Genomic DNA, 25,576 nt, shown 5'->3' on the forward strand with positions numbered 1-25,576 from the left:
GATATTGAGATTAATTTAAGCCGCCTTTACACAATAACACGCTGAAGTACCCTAGCCATATTACCGCCAAGGAATCTATCCCTATCAGATGATTTAAAACGGGCTTTACGAAGGGCATCATCAATGCGGCTCATGCGGTCAATATGATTCAGCTCTGGGATCACCACGTGACGCGGTTCTGCCTCAAATCCCAACACGTTTTTCGCCCGAAGGCTATACCACCAGTCTAGGTATTGTTTTACCCCTTCTTGGTTATCGTTATCCAGAGCGAGTAAGTTTTCTTGACCTCGAAGTGGGTAGTCATTAGCTATAGCCACACTGCGTACTCCACCAATCCGACTGACATACTCTATTTGGCGGATCAAATCATCAATACTAGGCGTTGGGTTATTGGTGAGCCAGAAGCTCATCATGAAAATACCAAATACGCCGCCTGTATCGGCAATGGCGCGGATAACTTCATCGGGAGAGCACCTTGCATGATTGACGATCCCGCGGGCTGCACCATGGCTTTGAACGATAGGTGCCTGCGTTATTTTAGCGATATCGAGCGCAGTTTGTGGGCTTGAGTGGCTCACATCAATCAGCATATTCTTTTGATTGAGCGCGGCTATCAGCTGGTGGCCTTTATCAGTAAGCGGTAGGTTGAGACCCTGCATACCATCGTTATCTAATGCCCCGCCAGCAAACTCATTGCCATAATGGTGTGTCATCTGTAAGACGCGCAGACCATGTTGTCTAAATTGTTCAAGTTGCTGCCAGTTATTCGCATCACTATCGCCTTCTACACAGTCAGCGCCTTGAATTTGAAAAAAAACTGCCGTACGGTCACTGTCTTTAGCCTTAGTAATATCTAACCCTGATAGGCCTTTTACATACACATCTGGATGGGCTTCTACAGTCGCATTGGCTTTCGCAATACTCTTAATACAAGCATTGTAGGTACGTTTGTAATTGGTGGTGCCATCAGGTTGTGTAATGGACTCAATATCAGAGATATCAGCGATAAATGCGTCTAACTTTGAAGCGCGGACATCATTGATATCTTCAGGAAGGAAAGATAAACCATCGATATACAAGTTACGTGCACGAGCAAATGCAGGCATGGAAGCAAAGGGGCTGAGTAATGTAGCTGCGCCAATACCTTTTATCAATTTTCTGCGTGTGTGGTTGCAGTGCTTTTGGGTCATTTGCTTTCCTAATTCATAGAAGGTTATGTCGCTTGAGCGTGCTGATTAGTTTGCCGAACTCAAGTCGATAATGGCTTGGTTGAGAGCGTTAATCCCATTGGTTCTCGATGGACTTAATTGGCCATCTAATCCTAGCTGTGTAAAGTATTGCTCTATATTAAACCGCCCAAGTTCTTCAGAAGTTTTCCCTTGGGTTGCTGCGAGTAATAACGCGATTAAGCCCTTTACGATACGGGCATCACTCGAGGCGAGAAAATAATGCTGCTTGTCATGTTGATGGTGATATAGCCATGCCTGACTTTCACATCCCTTAACTTGTGCTTGTTCGAGTTGAAACTCTGTTGGCAAGCTAGGTAGTTTTTTGCCAACAAGCATAATTTGGCGGTATTTTTCTTGCCAGTTAGGGGCTTGTTCAATCAAAGTAACCGCCTGGTGGATCTCATCCGCTAAATCACAAAAAAGTGTAGCAGGTGGTGTGACAGTTTTGAGCATGGTGTTCTCTATTCAGGGGTTAATACCTTTTAGCACAAGTATGTGATCATTCCTGCTGGTTAAAATCGCTTATAACTTCGTTAAAAATTTTGTAGTTAGAGCAACTAGCTAGCTGCAATTTCTGCCTTGTTCTAAGCGATTTTTCCTACGCAATATTTGATCACTTATTTATCCTAATTGGTATAAGTTATTCAAGGTGAAAGTTAGCGTTATAGCAAGATAGATTTAACTTCTTTTAACGCATTGATAAAACAATCGATATCTTGCTTGTTAGTATAAACCCCAATAGATACCCTGCAGCAGCCTTTTATGGCTAAATGTTGCATTAAGGGCATTGCACAATGGTGACCACAACGAATTGCAATACCTTGCTGATCGAGCAAGATGCCAACATCCTGATGGTGCTCACCTTTGATATTAAACGCAACAGCACCAATATTGCTTTTGCTTACGTCTGCTGTACTTACTATACCGTATAACTCAATATCGCCTAGTTCTATTAATTGTTGCTGAAGATATTGCATTAAAGCTTGTTCGTGCTCACGTATTTGCTGTTTGGGTAAACTTTGCAAAAAGCTGATGGCAGCGCCTAAGCCAATAACCTCAGCAATCGGTGGTGTGCCTGCTTCTAATCGGTTCGGTAAGTCACCGAACTCGGTATGCTCAAAGCTCACGGTTTTAATCATTTCACCGCCAGTAAGCATGGGCACTAATGTATCGAGTATTTGAAAGCGACCATATAACACGCCAATGCCTGTAGGTCCGTACATTTTGTGGCCTGAAAAAGCATAAAAGTCACAATCAAGTTGTTGTACATCTACAGGTAAGTGCGCTACAGCTTGAGCGCCGTCGACAACGGTTATTGCATCAGCTGCTTTTGCTATCTCAATGAGTTGTTCAACTGGGTTATGGCTACCTAATGCGTTGGTGACATGGGCAAGCGCCACTAGCTTAGGGCGGTGTTGGTTAACTAATTGCTGAAAACTAGCCACATCTATTTGTTGTTGCTGATCTAAAGGAATCGCCTTTATGATTGCGCCCACGCGTGTTGCCAACTGCTGCCAAGGAACGATGTTGGCATGATGTGCTGCGGTATCTATCAGTATCACATCATCTTTATTTACTTGCGCATGCAGGCCATGTGCAATCATATTGATTGCGCTGGTAGTGCCTTGAGTAAAGATAACTTCCTGACTTCGCTTGGCGTTAATAAAGCCTTGGACTTGTTCACGTACTTTTTCATATTGCACAGTCGCTCTTGCTGATAACTGATGCGCCGCTCGGTGCACATTAGCATTGTCCAACTGATAATAAGCATTCATTGCATCAATCACAGACTGCGGTTTTTGACTGGTCGCCGCCGTGTCTAAATAACACAGTGGTGTTGATTCAAATATTTGATGCAATGCAGGGAATTGAGCACGAATAAGGTCATGGTCAAATGTTGGCTTTAATGAGCTATTGTCAGCGTGTGTCATATTTTGAAGAGTCGGTGGCAAGCAATCATGTTAAATAAGATCTTCAGATAAAAAGTGACGCTTTGCAACCTTTGCGATGATTTTACCTTGCTAACTCTGAAGATTAGCGATTGGTTTGCTGATTCAGTGAGTTTATCGCCACCACATAAGGTGAGATGGCGATATTACTGAAAGATGATTAATCGGTATTTAGATTCGCTGCGTTAAGGGCAAGGAATGCGATATTCTAAAGCTAACTCGTTAATGCGTAATATTAATTCATCACTTAAGGTGACTTGATGGCTATCAATATTTTCTTTTAGCTGCTCAAGGTTGGTTGCACCAATAATATTGGATGCCACAAATTGGCGTGAATTAACAAATGCCAGCGCCATTTGTGCAGGGCTTAGACCGAACTCTTTGGCTAAATCCACATAGGCCTGCGTAGCTGCTTTGGCCATATCAGTGCCATTGTAGCGGCTAAAGCGTTTGTATAGTGTTAACCTTGCGTTTGCTGGCCATTGATCATCGCAATACTTACCGGTGAGAGTCCCGAATGCTAAAGGCGAGTAGGGCAGTAATGAAACATTCTCTCGTAAACACACCTCAGAAGATGCCAGCTCAAAACTGCGATTAAGTAGGTTATAGGGATTTTGTACGCTGGCGATACGGGGTAAGTCATGTTTTTCCGCCAGTTTGAGGTATTTCATGATCCCCCAAGGTGTCTCATTAGAAATACCGATATAACGCACTTTGCCACTTTTCACTATTTCAGCGAGCGCTTCTAGGGTATCTAAAATTGGCGTACTGTGGTCATCTTCATCATGTTCATACATTAATTGCCCAAAAAAATTGGTTTGTCGTTCAGGCCAATGAACTTGATATAAATCGATATAATCTGTTTGTAGGCGTGACAGTGAGGCATCAATAGCTTGGTGGATATTACGCCAGTCCAGCTTCATTTCAGGACGAATAGCATCGCCATTGATCACTGTTGGTGCCACTTTACTGGCAATAATCAAATTATCGCGATTGCCCATCGCCTTCAGATAATGACCAATGATCCGCTCTGTTTCTCCCTGAGTCGTCGCTTGAGGGGGAACCGGGTACATCTCAGCGGTATCAATAAAGTTAACGCCACGACCAATAGCATAGTCTAGTTGTTCAAACGCTTGGGCTTGTGTGTTTTGCTCGCCCCATGTCATCGTGCCGAGACAGATCTCGCTGACCTCTAATGTGGAATGGCCAAGTCGGTGATATTTCATTGCGACCTCCTAGAATAATGATTAGGGCCTGTTGACCTTTCAAGATTGTTTTTGCAGCAACTTGTTGGAAGTTTATACAAGGCAACGACTTTGATGTGTGGTAATTCCACATGATGAGTCGTTAACGCAGTAGAAATGACAACAAGTGGTGCCTGTAAGGTTCGTTTAAAAGCACTTTACTCTTTGTTGTGAGCGAACTTGTTTAGATGACTAAACGTCATCGCTCACGCCTCGATTAAAGTGCTTTTAATTCGAACAAAATCTAATCAACAAAGATAAACAGGCCCTAACTTGAGGCTAACAAGCTTTATATAAAAAGCCTAGTCCTTTCTGTTATAAGGTTTTTTTCATTGCAATTTCACATGCATCGTGTCCTGTGTCGCCCAGATGTTGGCATGTTTTAAATCCAAGCTGGGTATAAAACTCAAGTGCTTCAACCAGAATCGCTGTGGTTTCAAGGTAGAGGGTGTGATAGCCATAGTCCTGAGCAAATTGCTGACAGATTTGGTATAACGGTAATGCCATCTTTTTGCCGCGAAGTGTTTTGCTGAAGTACATTTTCTGTAATTCGGCGACGTCACTGTGTTGTGTCAGTGGCGCGATGCCAGCACCGCCCAATATGGTATCACCTTGGCAAACGACCCAGTAATTTGCACCTGCATCGGCGTAGGTTTGCGCCATCTTGTCCAGTGTTGGATCGCTAACCCCGTAGCCTTTATCAGGCGTGAGGCCATATTCAGCAGATACTTGCCTTATAATTTTGGCAACTTGCGGGTTGTCTTGTCGCTGGATCAGGCGAATTGTAAAGTCTGCAGGTATAGGCGTCATGGCGTTCCTTACACGATAAGCGGTTGGGTTAAACCTGGTGAGATTCAAAAAGGCTAGGGTTAATAAAAGGGGCCATGGCTAAAACAATTGCCTGTGTATAGATGCTTGTACGTGTGGCTAAGCCTTGGGTTAGCAAGCCAATAGCCCCACCTTTTTGTTTAATATTTTCAGTATTAAATAGCGCATCCATCACATTTCCTAGTTCATCTCCTGCTTCAAGTGCTGCATATACCTTCTCAGGTAAAGGCAGAGCTGCACTCCGGCCGACCGAAAGTTGCCCTTGATGAATGATGGCCATATAAGCAAATGTGGCGGCGCCATGCTCAAACTTTTCAACGCCGCCTTCCATCGCGATGTAGTAATCGGCTATTTTTGCTTGTTGCTGGCAATATTTAGCTCGGTTAATTGCGCCTAATTTTGTTTGTTGCTCATCCATTGGTTGATCTGCAACTCCTGACGGAGCATGCATGCCTGAGCAAAAAATAGCATGGTTTGGATAATATAAACTTAATGCTTCTTTGGCAGCATTGATTTTGACAGGGTTGTTTGATCCAACAATGATAGTGAGAGTCGGTTGCTGTGTGTCAGATGTCATACTTTATACTCAATTTGTCATGCATTTCGAAATGGATATTGCAGTACACTGAGTCAGTGCACCCTAACAAAAGCATATCAATATATTGACCGGAATGAATCCTTTTAATGGCGGTTTTGTGGGTTGCATTGGTTCGCTTATATAGTGGTGGTTAAATTCATTAAATATGAGTGAGAAGACTCAATATGTGTTATCAATGTGTGTGTACTATTTTTGCGAATTAACTTAATCTATTGTATTTAAAGCATAAAATTGTTGGCAAAGTTTTTGCTTTAACTTGGCATACCACTTTGCCATTGATGAATAATATGGCAAAGTTATTAACAGGAACTTTTGGCGTTTATTGCTGAAAATATTAAGGAAAGAAACATGTCAGCTTTGCATTTAAGCCGTACCCTCACCGCAACTTCACTCATTTCAGTGCTATTAATTACGACAGGTTGTGTCGTTAACATTCCAGCGAGTCATGCCGACTCATTAGATCATCATCAGCAACAGCTCACCCTTAACCGAGCGCAGATGGATACCTTGGTTGCTGAAACAGGTGCTGGCAAACTGAAAGTGCAAGGTGCACAAGTTGAACAGATTACTTTGGTCGCAGATATTTATAAAACTGAAAATGTAGACGTTGACTTATCGCTTAAGTCTCACGGAGATGAAGCTCGTCTTGTCGCCAAAATTGACCGTCCTCTTTTATCTATGTCTTCTGATTCATCTTATATTGATGTGACGCTTAAAGTGCCAGCGGATATGGCACTGGAGATTGAAGATGGTTCGGGTTCAATAGATATTGAGAAAATGGTGGGGCAGATTGATATCAAAGACGGCTCTGGCAGTATCGATATTCATGGCGGTAAAGACATCACGATCAACGATGGCTCTGGTTCAATTACAGTTGAACATGCCATGGGGAATGTGAATGTGGCTGATGGATCTGGTGGTATCGAAATTGAGCACGTAAAAGGTAATGTGTCTGTAAATGACGGTTCTGGCAGCATCGTAATTGAGCATATTGCTGGTATGGTATCAATTAACGATGGTTCGGGCAGTATTGAAGTGGCTCATACTCAAGGGCTTACTATTGGTTCTGATGGCTCAGGTAGTGTTGATTTTGAACATATCAATGGGCCTGTTAGCATGAATAAAGATTAAGCTGCTAGCAATAAGCTGGTAACCAGCGAAAGGTGTCATCAACGGCTATCATTAGATAGCCGTTTTTGTTGTTTCATATTTAAGCAATCCATTAAAGAAAGCCCCGAGCAAGGTATTGGGAGATTTCACTTTTATCGACTTCATGGCATGATCTGCTTCATCTGCATCTGTTGGCTCTGCAAAGGTGTTGGCTATTGGTTATTCATCAGACATTTATTAAGGCAGTAATGGGATTATGGCAAAAAAGTATTATGTGGTTTGGCAAGGCAGAAAACCCGGCGTGTTTGATAATTGGAATGAGGCAAAGCTGCAGGTTGATAAGTTTGCCGGAGCAAAGTACAAATCATTTCCTTCCTTAGCTGAAGCCAAAGCTGCATTTAGTCAAAGTGCTGACAAAATCATAGGTCAAACTAGCTCTGCGGCTGCTAATAAGGCAAAAGCCAGCCCTAATAAAAAAGCAAAACCCAAAGCCACTGATTTTGAACTACCTAATAAAGATGTGGTGATTTTCACTGATGGTGGCTGCGAACCTAACCCGGGTAAAGCTGGCTCTGGTATCGCAGTTTATCGGCAAGGTAAACTCACTAGCCTCTGGTACGGGCTTTATGATGCTAATGGTACTAACAATACTGCGGAGCTTAATGCACTTCATCAAGCGTTACTCATGGCAAAACAAGCGATAGAGAGAGGCATGTCGGTACATATTCTCAGCGACTCACAGTATTCAATTAATTGTATAAGTCAGTGGGCTTATGGTTGGAAAGCCAAAGGTTGGACAAAAAAGTCGGGTGAGATTGCTAACTTAAGTTTGATCCAGCAAGCACATACATTATTTGATGACCTTAGCTCGAAAATCACCTTAGAACATGTAGCTGCTCACATTGGCATTGAAGGTAATGAGCTGGCTGATAGGATGTCAATTTATGCGGTTGATCAGCAACAAACTGCATTTTGTAAATACACTGACCCAATTATTCTAGAAGATATCCTCAGTTTAAGAGCGGGTTGATTAGTAACGTAAATTTAGTTTGGTATAGCGGGTGATCGCCCTTATTGCAGGCATCTTACTGTTTGCTTGTTTAAAGGTTTTGTGCAAATTATCAAAGGTTTTGTAATGCATCATGTCTTCAACAATATTTCTGGGTTGACACTCAAACTGTTTAGCCATGGTGATCAGTAAATCTGTACTAAATACCACAGACTGATTCATGAAATCACTGACTTGAGATTTACGGTGCTGCTTCAACTTTTCTTTACGCAGCTGTTGCTGCTGTATTGAATGTTTAAGTCGCAGCTTGTGCTTTTTCCATACTTTGGGATCAGTCAGTTGTTGTAGATCATCTTGAATTTGTTGAACCGAGCATTTGTGCTGTATGGCTAACTTTTTTGATAATTGGTTTGAATTAATGAAATCGAAACCTTGTATGGCTAGCCGCGTAATATGATCGCGACGAACATTTTGCTTTTCTTCTTGTTCTTCAATTTCTTGATGAAGGATTAACTGCTCAACATCATCCAGCGGCTGTGTTTGTTGTTGATTTTGATGCGTGTCGGTTACCGTTGGGGTTGTCCCTACGCTATATCGTTTTTGTTCTGAAGCTTCGCGTATTTCAGCTTTGCGCTGTCTCAAGCTTTTATTCGGTGTCTGAGTTGCGCCAGTTGCAGTGTACTCATTGTGTTTAATTTGGGTTGATGCTGAGCTGGCTCGTGATTGAGCGTTTTCAGTTTCAACCTGAACCTGATGAGAAGACTTAGTTGGCGACGACATATTCACGACCTAATACAACAAAATTTAGCATGCAATTAGGGTCAATCTAACTGACAAAACAGTGAAAATGAAGTGTTCTAGGTAACAAATTACATTATGTATAATTTGCCGTGATAGTTGTTGTTTTGGTGTTGGGAATGTGTGTGTTTGTTGTTGGTATGGAAGTGATTTGTAGGGCGCAGGATGACCTTTGCCCTGAATTGGGAGAGACGCTCAACTAGAAATAAATTGATAAGTTATCATTTAAAAAATGACAGTGAACAACTCTCTTAGCATCGTAATTATGGTTATCACTCTTCGTACATTTACTCTTCGTACATTAAGTAATGACTTTGCTTCATACCTAACGCTTCATAAGTGCGCTGTGCACGCTGGTTGTCATGCTCAACATATAGCCTAAAGCAGTCGCCATCACTTTTTTCAGCAGCGATGATTTTTACTTGTTTATATAAAGCTGAGTAGATGCCTTGACGGCGAAACGCTGGCAAAATGTAGACACTTTGGATCCAGTAATATTGTTGAGCGCGCCAATCACTCCATTCAAAGGTCACCATCAAAGAGCCAACCACTTGACCATCTATTTCGGCAACTAGGTAAAAGCCGCGCTCGGGATGCTGCAACATGCCTAAAACGCCTTTCTCAAGCGTATCGCCATCTAAAGTTAAATTTTCGGTTTCTTGTGCCATTGCTTGGTTGAAGTTAATCAGGCAATGGCTATCAGCAAGTTTAGCTTGTCTTATTTGCATATGTGTTCACTATTTTGTTGTTAAATAGACCTTGGTATTAGACTAAAGTCTACTATGCTTATTATTGTAATCGGTGCTGAAAGTGAGGCTGTGAGCGTTAATGATTCACCACGAGTCCTTGAACGCTTGAGAGTTATAGGGCTAGTCAAAAGCGCTTCATGCACAATCTCAATGTAAAGGTAAAAGTAAAAGGTCATAGACCCAAGTGAGGCCAGCGATGTCTGAACAAAAATCGTTTGAAAATCGTCATTCTCAAGATGCACGCCATTCAAGTACGCAATCAAGTCGAACTAGCCAACAACTTGCGTCCTTTTTACGCCATATTAAACCGAGTCGCAAATATAGATTCCGTGTACATCGTTTAGTCGGTGTTCGTCAGACTAGGGCTGGTAAGCTCAGTAACTCGATATCAGCTTCTTTGCAAAATCAGCAGCGTAAATGTGTAAGTCAATCACATACTCAGTCAGTGAATAAATCACAACCTCCTCAATTAAGGGAGAGAAATTCAATCAATCATCCTATGCATTTTTTGTTAACCCTAGTGACCTTTGGCCTATGGGGTGTTTGTTGGTGGTATATTATTTTGAAGTCACGCGGTCATGATGGCTTTATTAGTGCACTAGATGACGATTACTGGAGCTATTTAATCGAGCGTGAACAACCGCCTGCAGCTTTATATCCCATAAAAATAGCGAAAGAGGAAAGCCAACGTGAATACCTAGACGCGTGAAAATATTTCATCAAGATATCAATCAGGGTTAACGTCTCATGTTATATGCTGTTCACGCCTTCTATGCAAAGCTAATATTGCAAACACTTAATTATGCCTACTCCACTAATGGATAATTGAAATTAGTGTGACATTAAAGTAATGTGACGCCCATAGAAATCAGATCTATGTCACAAACTGCCTTAATTGATGGAGATAATTATGAAAGTTGCTGTACTTGGTGCTGCTGGTGGTATTGGCCAGGCTCTAGCTTTATTGTTAAAAACTCAATTGCCTGCGGGCTCACAGTTGTCTCTATATGACATCGCGCCAGTCACCCCAGGTGTTGCTGTCGACTTAAGCCACATCCCTACTGCTGTTGAAGTAAAAGGTTTTGCTGGCGAAGACCCAACTCCTGCACTAGAAGCTGCTGACGTGGTACTTATTTCTGCTGGTGTTGCGCGTAAGCCTGGTATGGATCGTTCAGATCTATTCAACATCAACGCCGGTATCGTGCGTAACTTAATGGAAAAAGTGGCTTCAGCTTGTCCTAAAGCGTTAGTGGGGATTATCACTAACCCGGTAAATACGACTGTTGCTATTGCTGCAGAAGTGCTGAAAAAAGCAGGTGTTTACGACAAGAACCGTTTATTCGGTGTAACTACACTAGACGTTATCCGCAGTGAAACCTTCATTGCTGAATTAAAGGGCTTAAACGTTGCTGACGTCAACATCAATGTTATTGGTGGTCACAGCGGTGTGACTATTCTGCCATTACTTTCTCAAGTTGAAGGTGTTAGCTTCACAGATGAAGAGGTTGCTGCATTAACGACTCGTATCCAAAACGCAGGTACTGAAGTAGTAGAAGCTAAAGCCGGTGGCGGTAGCGCAACATTATCAATGGGTCAGGCAGCTTGTCGTTTTGGTCTATCACTTGTTCGTGGTCTACAAGGTGAAGCGAATGTAGTTGAGTGTGCTTATGTTGATGGTGGTAGCGAACATGCTGAGTTCTTCGCTCAACCAGTGCTTCTAGGTAAAAATGGTGTTGAAGAAGTACTATCATATGGTGATGTGAGCGCGTTTGAAGCTAACGCTCGTGATGCCATGCTAGACACCTTAAATGGTGATATCAAAATCGGTGTTGAGTTTGTAAAATAATACATTACACCGAATGATGAATAACGCGAAGTCCTAGACTTCGCGTTTTTTTATGCCTGAAAGACCTACTACTTAACACTTTCTAGCGGTAAATGTTGTTAGCGCTAAACGCTGAAACTGCAAGCTTATAAGAGGCTATTGTTCATCTTTCTTGATAGCAAAACCCTCATAGGCAGATAGTAAGGTGTGTAAAGTATGTTATCCCTGTTAGATATATTGTTATTGGTGTGTAATAGTGGTTCAATTGTTCTAATCTTATCGTATTGATTTAACTTGAAGTCTTTGGAGGCTTTTATGTCGCTTTTTCGCCATGTGAGTGTGAGCACGAGTGTATTACTTGCTAGTTTGATAATGCTAACCGCTTGTTCTGATGCTCCAGTGCAGCAGGCTCCAGCTGAGTTACCTAGTGTAGTGGTGAATACTGCAACATTGCAGGAAATAAAGCCTATGTCTGAAATAGTGGGCAGAACCCAAGCGTCAGAAGATGTCGTGATTAAGTCTCAAATTCAAGGCCAGTTGCTCAAACGTGTATTTCGAGAAGGGCAAGATGTTGAGGCAGGGGATTTATTATTTGAAATTGACCCTTCAACCTATGAAGCAAACCTTGCACAGCAACAAGCAGTATTAAAGCAAGCGATCGCCTCGCGAGATGTGGCAATTATGAATTGGGAAAGAGGCAAGCGATTATTACCTGATGGCATGATCAGTGCCCAAGACATGGATGAACTCACTAGCCGCAAATTGACTACAGAAGCTGGCGTTGTGGAGGCGGAAGCTGCAGTGGAATCTTCAAAACTTCAGTTAAGTTATACCAAAGTTTATGCACCAATTTCAGGTCGTATTAGTCGCTCTAAAGTCAGTATCGGTGACATCATTACTCCGCAGACAGATATGGCGAGCTTGGTTCAGTTACAGCCTATGTGGGTTAACTTCCAAGTAGCTGAAAGAGCATTAATTTCGTTTCAGCAGGAACTAGATAAACATCCTGAAACCAATATTAAGGTGCGCGATGTATTAATCAAGCTTCGCCTACCTAACGATACGATATTTAATGAGACCGGTTCAATTGACTTTATCAGTAACCGTGTGGACGCTGCCACCGGTACATTGACGCTGCGCGCGGCGTTCGCTAACGCAGAAAGTCTAATGTTACCGGGGTTATTTGTGACATTGATAGTTGAGTCTCCAGTCGTTGAGCAGGCGATATTAATCCCACAAGCCTCGGTTCAAGAAGATCAGCAAGGTCGGTTTGTTATGGTGGTCAATCAGAATAATCAGGTTGAGAAGCGCGTCATTGAGTTAGGTGAGCGATTTGGGGTGGACTGGCGAGTGCTAAGTGGGCTTGAGCAAGGTGAAAAAATTGTGGTCGATGGTCTACAAAAAATTCGTCCAGGCATCGAAGTTAACCCTGTTGAACAAGACATGAAACCGTTCGAAGATCTGAATAAGTCTAACGCCGAAGCTGCCTAAGTAGGGGACTGTTATGATTAGTGATTTTTTTATTAACAGACCCAAATTTGCGTTTGTTATTTCCATAGTATTGACGTTAGTCGGTCTGATTTCTATTCCGATTTTGTCGGTGGCAGAATTTCCACAAATGGCACCACCACAAGTGAATGTTTCCACCAGTTATTCAGGTGCCAGTGCCGCGATTGTAAAAGACACCGTTGCTCAACCCATTGAAGCTGAAGTAAATGGCGTTGAAGGGATGATCTATATGGAGTCTAAAAGCTCCAATGATGGTTCATATTCACTCAGTGTGACCTTCGAAGTGGGAACTGATGCCGATATGGCTCAGGTAAAAGTACAAAACCGGGTACAACAAGCCATGCCGCGTTTGCCCGAAGAGGTGAGCCGTCAAGGTGTTAAGGTTGAGAAACAAAGCCCTAATATGCTAATGGTGGTGAATGTTTACTCGCCAAAAGAAACCTTTGATTCACTGTTTATTACCAACTATGCCGGTCTGAATATCAAAGATGCACTAGCGCGTCAGAGCGGGGTATCTAAGGTGCAGGTTATTGGTGGCATGGATTACGCCATGCGTATCTGGTTAGACCCCAATCAAATGGCTAGCTTTAGTGTCACGGCTGCTGATGTTATTGCCGCCTTACAAGAGCAAAATATTCAGGTTGCTGCAGGTCGTATTGGTGCTGCGCCAGTGGATCCTAACCAGCAATTTCAATATACCTTGCAAACAAAAGGTAGACTCACAGATGTCGATGAGTTTGGCAATGTGATGATCAGAGCTAATAGCGATGGTTCGAAAGTCATTGTCTCTGATGTTGCACGTATTGAGCTAGGCTCACAAACCTATGATGCTCAAGGTAAGTTAAATAATAAACCGTCGGCCATTATTGCGATTTATCAGGCGCCTGATGCGAATGCATTGGAGGTTGCCGATGCCATTAAAGCTGAAATGGAAAATCTGTCACAACGCTTCCCACAAGATCTAGAGTTTGCCGTGTTATACGACACGACAGAATTCGTTGAAACGTCTATTAAGGAAGTCGTTGAGACGTTATTTATCTCCATTTTGTTAGTGATATTTGTGGTATACATCTTTTTGCAAGATGTACGCTCGACATTGGTACCTGCGATTGCAATTCCTGTGTCACTCATTGGTACTTTTGCGTTCTTGTTACTATTTGGTATGAGTATCAATACGGTATCGCTATTTGCATTGATTTTAGCCATTGGTGTGGTGGTCGATGATGCCATTGTAGTGGTGGAGAACGTTACTCGTTTAATGGAAGAAGAAGGCTTGTCACCCAAAGAAGCCACTTCAAAGGCCATGAAAGAAGTAACAGGCCCGATTGTTGCCACAACTTTGGTGCTGTTAGCCGTCTTTGCGCCTACCGCAGTGATGCCAGGTATTACTGGACAAATGTACGCACAGTTTTCGGTCACTATTTGTATTTCGGTATTGATTTCATCGATTAACGCACTGACGTTAAGTCCAGCATTATGTGCATCCGTGCTCCGCCCTCCTAGGGAACATACTCAAGGTTTTCACGCAAAGTTTAACCATTATTTTGGTATTGCCACTGGCAAATACATGGGGCTGGTGAAAGGTCTTGTGCGTAAATTGGCTATTGTTGGTGTTGCGTATATTGTCTTGATTGGTCTAACTGGCGGTATCGCGAAAATCTTACCTTCTGGTTTTGTACCAATGGAAGATAAGAAAGCCTTCATGGTTGATATTCAATTACCAGATGGTGCATCACTCAACCGTACAGAAGATGTGATGCGTGAGTTAGTCAATCTTACTCTTGAAGAGCCGGGCGTCGACAATGTGATCCACGCCAGTGGTTTCAGTATTCTAACTGGCTCCGTTTCATCAAATGGTGGTTTGATGATTGTGACGCTATCTGACTGGGAAGAACGTACGGCCCCTGAAATGGCCGAGTCTGCCATTGTGGCTAAGTTACAAGCTAAATATGCAACTAACCCTTCGGTGAAAGCGATGGCATTCTCATTGCCGCCTATTCCGGGCGTTGGTAGTGTCGGTGGCTTTGAGTTTGTACTGCAAGATACACAAGGTCGAACCCCACAAGAGTTATCTTCTGTAATGCGCGCTTTGATCATGAAGGCTAATGAGCAGCCCGAAATTGCATTCTCCTTTAGTAATTTCCGTGCTGATGTGCCGCAAATGTTTGTGCATGTTGACCGAGATAAAGCCAAAGCGATGGGAGTTTCGTTGAATGAGATTTTCACCACAATGCAAACCATGCTTGGCTCAATGTATGTCAATGACTTTAACCGCTTCGGTAAAGTGTTTAGGGTGATGCTGCAAGCTGAAGGCGAGTATCGTAACTCAGATAGAGACATCGCAAAATTTTATGTCCGTTCAGCAGATGGTGAAATGGTGCCTTTGAGTACCTTGGTTAGAGTCACGCCGATACTTGGCCCTGATGTGATGAACTCATACAACATGTTTAGCTCCACAACCATCAATGGTTTCCCTGCACCAGGGTTTAGTTCTGGTGACGCTATTACTGCGATGGAAAGAGCTGCCAATGAGTCGCTACCAGCAGGCTATACATTTGAATGGACGGGACAAACATATCAAGAAATTAAAGCCGGTAACCTAGCGCCAGTGATCTTTGCGCTGGCGCTAATCTTTACCTACTTATTCCTTGTTGCTCAGTATGAGAGCTGGACTATCCCGTTCTCCGTCATGCTGGCGGTCCCCATTGCGGTATTAGGGGCGTTTGTCTATACCCTCGCGATGGGAGGCGATTTAAACCTCTACGCGCAAATAGGTCTAGTACTGCTGATTGGTTTGGCATGTAAGAACGCGATTTTGATTGTGGAATTTGCGAAGCAGCTTCGTGAAGAAGGCAAGAGTATTTTAGAGGCGGCAGAAACGGCGGCTAGACTACGTTTTCGCGCAGTATTGATGACAGCATTCTCATTCCTATTAGGTGTATTGCCTCTGGTTATTGCATCTGGTGCTGGTTCAGGTAGTCGCCGAGCATTGGGTTACTCAGTGTTTGGTGGCATGCTAGCTGCTACCTTAGTGGGGACATTGCTGGTGCCAGTGTTCTACGTGATTATGCAAAAGATGCGTGAACGTGTAAAAAGCAAAGTAGTTGAGTCTAGCTCAGGGACTGCTGAAGGCTAACAATACAGAGTGACACTAGCATATCCAATGCCCTGATTGTTCAGGGCATTGTTGTATATAGACTATTTCATTTGGCACTGACCGTTATCACAGCGCTTTTGGCCAGTAAGCCAATAAGAAATTTGATAACGGTTGGCGGCAAAAGAAAGGTAAGCTTTGTCAGCAATGGGTTTTATTAAGGGCAAACGCAATAGTTTTACCCAGCAGTGTTTGCCCACTAATCCCCATGCTCGGGCGGTCACATCTAACCCTAGCAACCATTGTCCATCCTCAGTGATACCGTGTAATACCGTATTGGCTCTTTCGACATCTAACATTGGATAACGCTCACTGATGTCTTCGGCGTTCAAATCTTCTAACAGAATCTTGTTGAAGCGATCATGATGCTTTAGCTGCGCCATTTCTCTGCTACATAATGGGCATGCGCTGTCATAAAAAATAGTCAATGTCATACCGCCTCCTGTGATGATGATTTAAGGTTTTGTTATCGCTGGTGTGCTTAGTGGTAACCGTTAGCATGTGCAGTGGTACATCATTCCCCTATAGATTATTTATCTATAAATTAATCATCTAAAAGTCACTGACCTATTAATCACTTAATTCGCTCACCTAAATAACTCATCGATTATGAGCTTGATTACTATAATACGTTACTAAACGGTATTTAGATTAATTGATGTCAAAATCTTGCGTTATCCGGTGTATTCATGCCATGCAAGCAAGCGGCTTTCAGCATAATAACCAAGAACGATTTTTGAACAACAAAGGGCAAGATGACGTATTCAAAAAAGCTTGCTTCAATAGCGGTGGCTTCGATAAAAAGTATTGTTGTATCCCTTATTCGTACCAAATTGTTTAGTTTGTGAAGGTGAATGCTTTAAAGTAACGAGAAATTGAATAAATTCATGAAAATGAAATGGTTTATTTGGTTGCGATCAGACATCATACAGTTAATGGATTTAAGTGAGAGTGGATTATGAGTCGTACAGTGTTAATTACTGGTGTCGGTAAGCGTATTGGATTTGCCCTAGCAAAGTTTTTCTTGGCCAAAGGCCATAAAGTTATCGGCACGTACAGAACGCACTATAAAAGCATTGAGCAGCTGAGCAAGTTAGGCGCGACCGTACTGCAATGTGATTTAGATGACGACAGCGCTATCGCGCAGTTGATTGAGCAAGTCAGCCAGCATCAAAAGCTCGATACCATTATCCATAATGCCTCAGACTGGCTGCCTGATAATGCGGATATGCCGGCATCAGAAGTGATGCAGCGTATGATGCAAGTCCATGTGAATGCACCGTATCAAATTAACTTAGGTTTAAGCCATTTGCTTAAAGTAAATGCCCAGTCAAAAACAGATACGATTGGGGCGAGCAATATTATTCATTTCACTGATTATGTGGCAGAGAAGGGCAGTAAAAAACACATTGCTTATGCTGCAAGTAAAGCGGCACTGCATAACTTAACCTTGTCGTTTGCTGCAAAGTTAGCGCCTGAGGTTAAGGTTAATTCAATCGCACCGGCCTTAATTCTGTTTAATGAAGGCGATGATGATGCTTACAAACAAAAAGCATTGTCAAAAGCGATATTGCCTAAAGAAGCTGGAAATGCAGAAATTACTTCATTAATCGAATACATTCTCAGTAGCCATTATGTGACGGGTAGAAGTTTTGCCGTTGATGGTGGCCGTCACTTGGTTTAAACGCACGCTGCCTTAAGTAAATTCACTTTTAAAGTAAGCTCACACTTTTTAGTTAACCCCCCATAAAGCTTGGCTTAACTTGCCAAGCATTCACTCATTTATCTCAAGTTTATTCAGCAATTGCTAATGTATTGTTGGCGCCATATTGGTTATGCTAGTCAGTAGCGAGTTTTGTTCAACCATTGCAAGGAGTCGCAATGAGGTTAACTAAATCCCTACTGCCCTTTATTGCGCTTGTAATTATCAGTGTATGGTGGAGCTATTACTATCTCGGTGATCACTACTACAATGACTTTGGCACTGTAAAGTCAGAGCTATATTTGTTAATCGATGGTTTATTGGTGCTGCCATTAGTGTGCTGGTTATGTATTGATGACCGTCAGCAAGCCATACTCAAAATTGCTGCTTATTCTTGTTTGATTGTATTACTGGGCAGTTGGATTATTCCCCAGCAAGAGCAGTTGATTTGGCATTATCTCACCCAAGGGCGTTATGTCATTTTAGCGGCTTTTGTGGCATTTGAAGTGGTCACTATGTGCTCGGTGATATGGGCGGTAAAAGGTGCACTACAACAAGCTATTTGCCCTGATTTAGCAATGCTAAAACCTATTTCACGCTTTTTTGGCCAAGGAATAATAGCCAAAGTGATGGCCGTCGAAACCCGAGTGTGGAGCTATGCACTCTTTGCTAATCGCATCAATATGCAAGCATTTGCAGGTCAGCAACATTTTACTTATCACCATAAAGATGGCATGCAAAGTCATTTACTTGGCTTTATTGTCATTATTGCCTTTGAAGTACCATTAGCGCACCTATTACTACACTTTTTATGGTCGCCAATGGCAGCCAATGTCGTCACTGCATTGACCATTATCAGTCTGGTGTTTTTTATTGGCGAGTATCGCGCGTGTAGTCGCAGGCCGATATCGATTGATCAACAGACGTTATTAATCCGCTTTGGCGTGTGGAATGTCATGGTTGTGCCGATAAGTCAGATTAAAGCTGCGTTGCCAAACCAAGATATTATCCACAGAGGTAGTGGGGTAAAACGCTTTAATGGCTTTGGCGCCCCTAATGTTCACTTGTCACTTGCATCGCCAATAGATGGATGCTGCCATGTGTATTTAGGGGTTGATCAACCTGCGTTATTGATCAAAGCGATTAATCACCAACAAACGCAGCTTACTCCGGCTGCGTAAATCGACGAGTCGGGGTGATGATGACGGGTAAAGGAATGTCCCAATATTGCACGGGTAATTCACTGGCTTGTTGGCAATCGTGAGCAAACCCCACGGCTAATGTTTTTGAATGGCTGAGGTTTGATAAGGTGCGATCATAATAACCGCCGCCCATGCCCATACGATTACCTTTATCATCAAAGGCCACTAACGGTGTCACAATCATGTCTAATTGCGCAGCTGTCATCACGCTGGTGACATCTAACTTTGGCTCTTTGATGCCATAGCGATTGCTCACCATGTCAGTGTGACTGTCATAACGCAGAAACAGTAAGTTGCCTTTACTGAATGGGTGGATAACGGGTAAGTAGGTTTTTACGCCAATCTTCCATAACGCTTCGATAATTGGTTTAGTATCGAGTTCACCATCATTTGAAAGGTATAAAGCGACATGCTGGGCTGACGTTTGCTGAATTTCTGACAGCAGATGCCGACTGGCAATCAGTGAAAGTTGAAGTTGCTCTTCACGACTAAGGCTATTGCGTTCTTGGCGAATGTGGCGACGAATGCTGTCACGGCTCATATCACAACAGTCAAATACAGCTTCGTGTTCAGTCGAATGCGAAAAAGTCGTAATTTGCGTTGGTTTAGTGTCAGGTTTTGCGTGAGGTAAATGCTCAGTCATGAAACGAGTGATGGACATAAATTGGAATGCTCCCCAAGATACCGCTGCCGGTGTAGCCCTTGAACCGTAGGTTCAAGGCGGGTAAACGTTTATATCCTAAGGCTTCTCGGTACTTGCCAAGCATGCACAATGTCAATAAAAGCGTTCACCCTGGGTTTGTAAATATCGGCACAGGGACATTACCAACTAACGCATATCCCAGGGAGCAAAAACAAGGTTGGATATTGCCTAAGCAATCATCCGAAATTCTATTTTAGTCGTCCTTGTGGCTACGTTCAATTAACGAATTCTCAAGTGTTAACTGAAGCAGTGAAATACGCTCGTCCATTTGCGCCATATACTGTTTGTTTTTCTGTTTCTCTTCAAACAGTTCATTACCAATGTTGAGCGCCGCCATAATGGCTAACTCTTCACGGCTTAAATTATTAGTTCGCGCTTTTAAGGTGTTTAGCTGAGCTTCAACATTGTCAGCAACCGCGCGCAAAGCATCCTCGCGTCCCTGAGGACAAGCGATTGAGTAGGTGCGACCGAGAAGGGTAATTTCTACTGCACTGTTACTCATAAGCTAGCGACGAGTTCCTTAATTAATTCACTATATTGGCGAACTATATAGGGCTGTATTTAAAAGAGCAAGGTACAGTGACGCCTTTTTGGCTATTTGCTGCTTGTCTGAGCAAATCACAACTTTAATATGACATCAAACGGGGGATTGTTTGGTGAGCCTTAGTAATTCTGGTAGCATTAAGGCATTAATACCTTGTAGGAAATTGGCAATGGCAACCCCACCTTCACTTTGTATCGAAAAACTAAAACAGGCCTTAGATGCTGCGGAAATTGGTCAACATCCAGTTGAAGTTCACGGCGCATTAGTCGGCTTAATTTGCGGTGGCGTATCTCAAACAGGTCAAGCATGGGTGAAACCTTTACTTGAACTGATGAATGATGGCCAAGCTTTACCTGCTGATTTGCAGCAACTGATCAGCGAGCTTTATCAAGATACCGTGACACGTTTAGCGGATTTTGAGTTTGGCTTTAGCTTATTGTTACCAGAAGAAGAAGTGTCACTTAGTCATCGTGTCGAAGCGTTAGCTTTATGGACGCAAAGCTTTTTAACGGCAATTGCTGTGGTGCAGTCAAAACTTAATAGCGCATCTAAAGATGTCAAAGAAGTGATCAAGGATTTATCTGAAATCGCACAAGTTGAGTTTGATGTGTCTGATGATGACGAGTCTGAAGCAGCGTACATTGAGTTACAAGAGTTCGTCAAAATGGCTGCCATTCTGTGCTATGCCGAGTTTGGCCCACAACCAGATAATAAAGCTGATGCACCCATTATTCACTAATTTGGTTGAGTGATTCAGCTAACGAGGTAACGTATTGGCTGAATTGACTCATACACCTATCATTTACAAGTATCATCTTTAGAGTGGATCTGGGCATTGGAAACACAAGATACCGCAACACCACATACCGTAACACCACATAGCTTTGATATTGTCATTGTTGGCGGCGCGATGGCGGGTGCGACATTAGCATTTGCACTGATGCGCGCCAATCAACAACTTACCCGCCCGCTAAAAGTGGCATTGATTGAAGCCCAAACCATTTCTAAGCAGCACCCCGGTTTTGACGCTCGCTCAATCGCTATCGCCAGTGGCAGTATCTTTGCGCTCAAGCAGTTAGGCGTTTGGCAGCACATCGCTCATTTGGGCACAGCCATCAACAATATTCATGTGTCAGATCGTGGCCATTTTGGGATGACCGAGCTGTTATCTGAACCCCTAAATTTAACCGAGTTTGGCCAAGTGGTTGAGCTGGCGCCCGTTGGGCAGGCATTAATGCAGCAACTTGAACAATTAGCGAAAACTCAGCCTCAGCAACTGCAATTATTTTGCCCATCAAGTGTGAGTCAGGTGACGGCTCGAAGCGAGCATCATCACATTACGCTCACTACTGGAGAGCAGCTTTGTGCCAAGTTAGTTGTGGCGGCTGATGGCGCTAACTCTGTAGTGCGTCAACAATTGTCTCAACCTTGTGAGCAAATCGATTTTGGTCAATCGGCAATTGTCGCCAACGTGTTGACCGATAAAGCCCACCAAGGCTGGGCTTATGAGCGCTTTACAGAACATGGTCCAATTGCATTATTGCCGATGGCAGATAGCCAAGGCAAAGCGAGAATGTCACTGGTATGGGCAATGCAACCTGAACAAATTTCTCGGGTGAAAGCGTTAGATAAGCCAGCATTTACTGCCGAGTTACAACAGGCATTTGGCCATCGCTGTGGTCAGTTTATTGATGTCAGTGAACGCGTCAGCTACCCACTAACATTAACGTACATGCCAAGGCCGTTTTATCATCGATGTGTGTTTGTTGGCAATGCCGCACAAACCTTACACCCTATAGCTGGGCAAGGCTTTAACCTTGGTCTGCGAGACATTGCCCAGTTAGTGAGTACTATCCAACTGGCTGTGACTCATGCTGATGAAGGCCCAGTTGATGTTGGCAATACACAATGGCTGCATCAGTATTATCAAGCAAGGCAGTCTGACCGAGACTTAACCATTACGCATATTGAGTTCTTAGTGCGTGGTTTTTCCAACCAGCATTGGCCGCTGGTAGCCGGTCGCAGCCTAGGCTTGCGACTATTATCTTGGTTACCACCGCTCAAACGCCCAGTGGCTGAAATTGCCATGGGCTGGCGTTAGTACGTTATCTTTTTAAGTAGGGATTTATTATGTATCAAACCCAAACCTTTGATGTCGCCATAGTCGGTGGAGGGATGGTTGGTCTAGCCACTGCTATCGGTTTAGCGCAGCAACAATTAAATGTCGTCGTCATTGACGCAGGCGAAGTAAGTGCGCCCTTGGGCGAGCCTAAATTACGTGTTAGCGCGATTAATAAAGCCAGTCAGCAATTACTGACTAACCTTGGTGCGTGGCCATATATCGACCTTGAACGCACAGGCCCATACCAACAAATGGCTGTGTGGGACAAAGACGGTTTAGGTAAAATCCACTTCGATGCTAATAGTATTAATGAAGCCAGCTTAGGCACTATCATTGAAAACCAAGCAATTAGCTACGCCTTAGCAAAACGTGCCAGTGAATTTGACAATATTACTCACCTTGAAGGGCAACGGCTAGAACGCATCGCCTTTGGTGAGCGTGAAGCTTGGTTAACCCTAGAAAACGGCGATAACGTATCGGCTGCGCTCGTTGTAGGTGCTGATGGCGCTAACTCTTGGGTGCGTCAACAATGCCAAATCCCACTCACATTCTGGGATTATGGCCACCATGCCATTGTTGCTACAGTGCGCACTGAATTGCCCCATGATGCCACAGCGCGTCAGGCATTTTTACCAGACGGCCCATTAGCACTACTACCGTTAAACGAAGCTAATCTTCACTCGATTGTATGGTCGGTGACACCTGAACAAGCGCAAACTTTATTAGCCAAAGATGATACTGAATTTAATAAGGCGCTTACTGCAGCCTTTGATAGTCGTTTAGGTCTGTGTCAGGTTGAAAGTGAACGTCAATCTTTCCCATTGCGAATGCGTTATGCCCGTCATTTTGCTCGCCATAGATTAGTGTTAGCAGGGGATGCAGCTCATACGATTCACCCATTAGCTGGGCAGGGGGTGAATCTTGGCTTTTTAGATGCTGCGAGCATAGTGCAAACCGTTAGCGAATTGCATAATGAAGCGAAAGACATTGGCGATTATGCTAATTTACGCTCACTTGAAAGGTGGCGTAAAGCCGAGGCGATGGAAATGATTGCTTCAATGGAAGCGCTAAAACGATTATTCGCTGGCAGCAATCCACTGAAAAAAATGGTACGAGACATCGGGTTATCACTGGTTGATAATATCTCAAGCCTGAAAACAGTGTTCATCAAACAGGCCGTTGGTAATAAAATTAATTTACCCAAATTATGCCAGCCACCTAAATCGCGCTGATTTTTAAAGAAAATGGTTATATATCAGTCGATACAGCCTGCTTACATTTGTTGAGTTAAAAGTCACACAAATAGCTAAAAAGTTTCGCATTAGCTAAGCTAATGCGAAGTTTCTCAGATTAGAAAATTTTTTTGTATACAATTCAACATGGTTGAGTATAATTTTCGCCGCATTTTATCAAATAACTAGATCACGTTTTCGAATATTATTCGAGCTGATTAACTAGATCACGTTTTCGAATTTCATTCGAGCTGATATAGCCCCAATAACAAGGGATAATAAATGGCTAGCAAAACTGTACTCTACACCAAGCACCTAGAATCAAATGCCAAAATGGTAGACTTTCACGGTTGGGAAATGCCAATTAACTATGGCTCTCAAATCGAAGAACATCACGCCGTGCGCCAAGACGCAGGTATGTTTGATGTATCACACATGACCGTTGTGGATGTCACTGGCACTGACGCTTGTGCGTTTTTACGTAAATTGCTGGCAAATGATGTCGCTAAATTAACCGTACCGGGCAAAGCGCTGTACGGTGGCATGTTAGATGAAAGCGCAGGTGTGATTGACGACTTAATCACATACTACTTATCTGACACGCATTACCGCGTCGTGGTTAACTCAGCCACGCGTGTTAAAGATCTCGCTTGGATCAACAAGCAAGCAGCAGATTTCGATGTTGCTATCACCGAGCGACCAGAGCTTGCGATGATTGCCGTACAAGGGCCAAATGCCAAAGCAAAAGCGGCTGAAGTCTTCAATGAAACCCAAAAAGCGGCGGTTGAAGGCATGAAAATGTTCTTCGGCGTGCAAGCTGACTCTTTATTTATTGCCACCACAGGTTACACAGGTGAAGCCGGTTACGAGATTATCGTCCCTGAAGCGCAAGCCGCTGACCTTTGGCAAAAATTGCTTGATGCCGGTGTTCGCCCATGTGGTTTAGGTGCACGTGACACATTACGTTTAGAAGCGGGCATGAACTTGTATGGTCAAGACATGGACGAAACTATTAACCCACTAGCCGCCAACATGGGGTGGACTGTGGCGTGGGAACCAAGCGACCGTGACTTTATCGGCCGTGAAGCATTAAGTGCCATAAAAGCACTGGGAACTGACAAATTAGTCGGTTTGGTCATGGAAGCGAAAGGTGTTTTACGCCATGATATGGCAGTATTTTTTACTGATGCAGACGGCGTTGAGCATCAAGGTAAAATTACCAGCGGCACCTTTTCACCAACATTAGGCTATTCTATTGCAATGGCGCGTGTACCAAACGGTATCGGTGAAGTGGCTGAAGTTGAGATGCGCAAGAAGCGCGTACCTGTAAAAGTGATTGCCCCAAGCTTTGTACGTAACGGTAAGCAAGCATTTTAAGGTTAACAACCAAAGGATAATATATTGCTAGGTCGCATTCGCGTTATATTGATCTAGCAAAGCGGTACCCAGAATAACAGTTTCAGTTTTGAACGATTAAATATAGGAATATCAACAATGAGCAACATTCCAGCAGAATTAAAATATGCTTCTTCTCACGAGTGGATCCGTAAAGAAGCTGACGGTAGCTACACAGTGGGTATTACTGAGCACGCGCAAGAGCTACTTGGTGATATGGTATTTGTTGAATTACCAGAAGTCGGCGATTCAGTATCAGCAGGTGAAGATTGCGCCGTGGCTGAGTCTGTAAAAGCAGCATCAGACATCTACGCGCCTATCTCTGGTGAAGTTGTTGCCATTAACGAATCATTAGAAGATTCACCTGAGCTAGTGAACAGCGACGCATTTGGCGACGGTTGGTTCTTCCGCGTAATGCCAACAGACGAATCAGAAATCGACGGCCTATTAGATGCTGACGGTTACCAAGAAGTGATCGACGAAGAATAATCGTCGGCGCTTAAAAGAAGCTCCCTCGGGAGCTTCTTTGCTATGGCGCAAATAACCATAATTTTGCTCATAGTACAAACGCCATCGTGCGTTTTTTGGCATTTTGTCTTACGGGTTAGGCAGCCACCATTTACTTACACTATTCCGGCTCTGTGCCCTACAGCATGACTTCCGGACGATTGGGA

Annotated in this window: 24 protein-coding genes and 1 other RNA gene; 13 read left to right on the forward strand and 12 right to left on the reverse strand. The window is 43.4% G+C overall.

Going from position 1 to position 25,576, the window contains the following annotated elements; translation table 11 throughout:
• Positions 1–26: 26 nt before the first annotated feature.
• The 6 genes from ACHUGF_RS13165 to yjjX all read right to left on the reverse strand — a co-directional run bounded on the left by ACHUGF_RS13165 (position 27) and on the right by yjjX (position 5,827).
• Positions 27–1,190 carry a membrane dipeptidase gene (locus ACHUGF_RS13165; RefSeq protein ID WP_394131834.1) on the reverse strand — a complete coding sequence of 388 codons (1,164 nt, stop codon included), beginning with the start codon at positions 1,188–1,190 and terminating at the stop codon, positions 27–29.
• Positions 1,191–1,235: 45 nt separating this feature from the next.
• On the reverse strand, positions 1,236–1,682 hold the full coding sequence (locus ACHUGF_RS13170; protein WP_394131836.1) for a SufE family protein: 447 nt from the start codon (positions 1,680–1,682) through the stop codon (positions 1,236–1,238).
• A gap of 209 nt (positions 1,683–1,891) precedes the next feature.
• Positions 1,892–3,160 (reverse strand): aminotransferase class V-fold PLP-dependent enzyme, encoded by a 1,269-nt coding sequence (locus tag ACHUGF_RS13175; protein WP_394131838.1) that lies wholly within the window; start codon positions 3,158–3,160, stop codon positions 1,892–1,894.
• A gap of 203 nt (positions 3,161–3,363) precedes the next feature.
• Positions 3,364–4,404: an NADP(H)-dependent aldo-keto reductase gene (locus ACHUGF_RS13180; protein WP_394131839.1), complete on the reverse strand. Its 1,041-nt coding sequence runs from the start codon at positions 4,402–4,404 to the stop codon at positions 3,364–3,366.
• A 333-nt stretch (positions 4,405–4,737) separates the two neighbouring features.
• Positions 4,738–5,232: a GNAT family N-acetyltransferase gene (locus ACHUGF_RS13185; protein ID WP_394131840.1), complete on the reverse strand. Its 495-nt coding sequence runs from the start codon at positions 5,230–5,232 to the stop codon at positions 4,738–4,740.
• Positions 5,233–5,260: 28 nt separating this feature from the next.
• The gene (gene yjjX / locus ACHUGF_RS13190) at positions 5,261–5,827 is read right to left on the reverse strand and encodes an inosine/xanthosine triphosphatase (protein ID WP_394131842.1); all 567 of its coding nucleotides are present in this window, start codon (positions 5,825–5,827) and stop codon (positions 5,261–5,263) included.
• Positions 5,828–6,196: 369 nt separating this feature from the next.
• On the opposite strand from yjjX, the gene ACHUGF_RS13195 reads away from it, so the two are divergent.
• Both ACHUGF_RS13195 and ACHUGF_RS13200 read left to right on the forward strand, forming a co-directional pair.
• Complete coding sequence (locus ACHUGF_RS13195; protein ID WP_394131844.1) at positions 6,197–6,979, forward strand: DUF4097 family beta strand repeat-containing protein; 783 nt, start codon at positions 6,197–6,199, stop codon at positions 6,977–6,979.
• 235 nt (positions 6,980–7,214) lie between these two features.
• Positions 7,215–7,988: a ribonuclease H1 domain-containing protein gene (locus tag ACHUGF_RS13200; protein ID WP_394131846.1), complete on the forward strand. Its 774-nt coding sequence runs from the start codon at positions 7,215–7,217 to the stop codon at positions 7,986–7,988.
• Here ACHUGF_RS13200 and ACHUGF_RS13205 read toward each other — a convergent pair whose 3' ends face one another.
• Positions 7,989–8,747: a hypothetical protein gene (locus tag ACHUGF_RS13205; RefSeq protein ID WP_394131848.1), complete on the reverse strand. Its 759-nt coding sequence runs from the start codon at positions 8,745–8,747 to the stop codon at positions 7,989–7,991.
• Between the two features lie 305 nt (positions 8,748–9,052).
• Positions 9,053–9,493 (reverse strand): GNAT family N-acetyltransferase, encoded by a 441-nt coding sequence (locus ACHUGF_RS13210; protein ID WP_394131850.1) that lies wholly within the window; start codon positions 9,491–9,493, stop codon positions 9,053–9,055.
• A 466-nt stretch (positions 9,494–9,959) separates the two neighbouring features.
• On the opposite strand from ACHUGF_RS13210, the gene ACHUGF_RS13215 reads away from it, so the two are divergent.
• The 4 genes from ACHUGF_RS13215 (at position 9,960) to ACHUGF_RS13230 (ending at position 15,984) form a co-directional block, all read left to right on the forward strand.
• Positions 9,960–10,223, forward strand: a complete 264-nt coding sequence (locus ACHUGF_RS13215) for a hypothetical protein (protein ID WP_394131989.1) — start codon at positions 9,960–9,962, stop codon at positions 10,221–10,223.
• Positions 10,224–10,424: 201 nt separating this feature from the next.
• Complete coding sequence (gene mdh / locus ACHUGF_RS13220; protein ID WP_394131852.1) at positions 10,425–11,360, forward strand: malate dehydrogenase; 936 nt, start codon at positions 10,425–10,427, stop codon at positions 11,358–11,360.
• A gap of 294 nt (positions 11,361–11,654) precedes the next feature.
• Complete coding sequence (locus ACHUGF_RS13225) at positions 11,655–12,830, forward strand: efflux RND transporter periplasmic adaptor subunit (RefSeq protein ID WP_394131854.1); 1,176 nt, start codon at positions 11,655–11,657, stop codon at positions 12,828–12,830.
• 13 nt (positions 12,831–12,843) lie between these two features.
• The gene (locus ACHUGF_RS13230; protein WP_394131856.1) at positions 12,844–15,984 is read left to right on the forward strand and encodes an efflux RND transporter permease subunit; all 3,141 of its coding nucleotides are present in this window, start codon (positions 12,844–12,846) and stop codon (positions 15,982–15,984) included.
• Positions 15,985–16,046: 62 nt separating this feature from the next.
• Here the strand turns inward: ACHUGF_RS13230 and ACHUGF_RS13235 are convergent, their stop codons facing one another.
• Positions 16,047–16,436 carry a thiol-disulfide oxidoreductase DCC family protein gene (locus ACHUGF_RS13235; RefSeq protein WP_394131858.1) on the reverse strand — a complete coding sequence of 130 codons (390 nt, stop codon included), beginning with the start codon at positions 16,434–16,436 and terminating at the stop codon, positions 16,047–16,049.
• 524 nt (positions 16,437–16,960) lie between these two features.
• On the opposite strand from ACHUGF_RS13235, the gene folM reads away from it, so the two are divergent.
• Both folM and ACHUGF_RS13245 read left to right on the forward strand, forming a co-directional pair.
• Positions 16,961–17,686 carry a dihydromonapterin reductase gene (gene folM / locus ACHUGF_RS13240; RefSeq protein WP_394131859.1) on the forward strand — a complete coding sequence of 242 codons (726 nt, stop codon included), beginning with the start codon at positions 16,961–16,963 and terminating at the stop codon, positions 17,684–17,686.
• A 197-nt stretch (positions 17,687–17,883) separates the two neighbouring features.
• Positions 17,884–18,885, forward strand: coding sequence for a hypothetical protein (locus ACHUGF_RS13245; protein WP_394131861.1), 1,002 nt, complete (start codon positions 17,884–17,886; stop codon positions 18,883–18,885).
• Here the strand turns inward: ACHUGF_RS13245 and ACHUGF_RS13250 are convergent.
• The 3 genes from ACHUGF_RS13250 to ACHUGF_RS13260 all read right to left on the reverse strand — a co-directional run bounded on the left by ACHUGF_RS13250 (position 18,869) and on the right by ACHUGF_RS13260 (position 20,111).
• Positions 18,869–19,567, reverse strand: coding sequence for a 5-formyltetrahydrofolate cyclo-ligase (locus ACHUGF_RS13250; protein ID WP_394131863.1), 699 nt, complete (start codon positions 19,565–19,567; stop codon positions 18,869–18,871). The genes ACHUGF_RS13245 and ACHUGF_RS13250 overlap by 17 nt on opposite strands.
• Before the next feature lie 8 nt (positions 19,568–19,575).
• Positions 19,576–19,757: non-coding RNA, 6S RNA (ssrS, locus tag ACHUGF_RS13255), on the reverse strand.
• Positions 19,758–19,802: 45 nt separating this feature from the next.
• Positions 19,803–20,111: a cell division protein ZapA gene (locus ACHUGF_RS13260; protein WP_394131865.1), complete on the reverse strand. Its 309-nt coding sequence runs from the start codon at positions 20,109–20,111 to the stop codon at positions 19,803–19,805.
• Between the two features lie 211 nt (positions 20,112–20,322).
• On the opposite strand from ACHUGF_RS13260, the gene ACHUGF_RS13265 reads away from it, so the two are divergent.
• The 5 genes from ACHUGF_RS13265 (at position 20,323) to gcvH (ending at position 25,391) form a co-directional block, all read left to right on the forward strand.
• Positions 20,323–20,892 (forward strand): UPF0149 family protein, encoded by a 570-nt coding sequence (locus ACHUGF_RS13265; protein WP_394131867.1) that lies wholly within the window; start codon positions 20,323–20,325, stop codon positions 20,890–20,892.
• A gap of 96 nt (positions 20,893–20,988) precedes the next feature.
• Positions 20,989–22,254 carry a 2-octaprenyl-6-methoxyphenyl hydroxylase gene (gene ubiH, locus ACHUGF_RS13270; RefSeq protein ID WP_394131869.1) on the forward strand — a complete coding sequence of 422 codons (1,266 nt, stop codon included), beginning with the start codon at positions 20,989–20,991 and terminating at the stop codon, positions 22,252–22,254.
• 29 nt (positions 22,255–22,283) lie between these two features.
• Positions 22,284–23,507 (forward strand): FAD-dependent oxidoreductase, encoded by a 1,224-nt coding sequence (locus ACHUGF_RS13275; protein ID WP_394131871.1) that lies wholly within the window; start codon positions 22,284–22,286, stop codon positions 23,505–23,507.
• A 282-nt stretch (positions 23,508–23,789) separates the two neighbouring features.
• A complete protein-coding gene (gcvT, locus tag ACHUGF_RS13280; RefSeq protein WP_394131873.1) occupies positions 23,790–24,884 on the forward strand; it encodes a glycine cleavage system aminomethyltransferase GcvT in 1,095 nt (364 codons plus the stop codon).
• 117 nt (positions 24,885–25,001) lie between these two features.
• Positions 25,002–25,391 (forward strand): glycine cleavage system protein GcvH, encoded by a 390-nt coding sequence (gene gcvH / locus ACHUGF_RS13285; RefSeq protein ID WP_394131875.1) that lies wholly within the window; start codon positions 25,002–25,004, stop codon positions 25,389–25,391.
• Positions 25,392–25,576 lie beyond the last annotated feature (185 nt).

The sequence above is a fragment of the Shewanella maritima genome (genome assembly GCF_043643735.1).
In the GTDB taxonomy this organism is placed as follows: Bacteria; Pseudomonadota; Gammaproteobacteria; order Enterobacterales; family Shewanellaceae; genus Shewanella; species Shewanella maritima_A.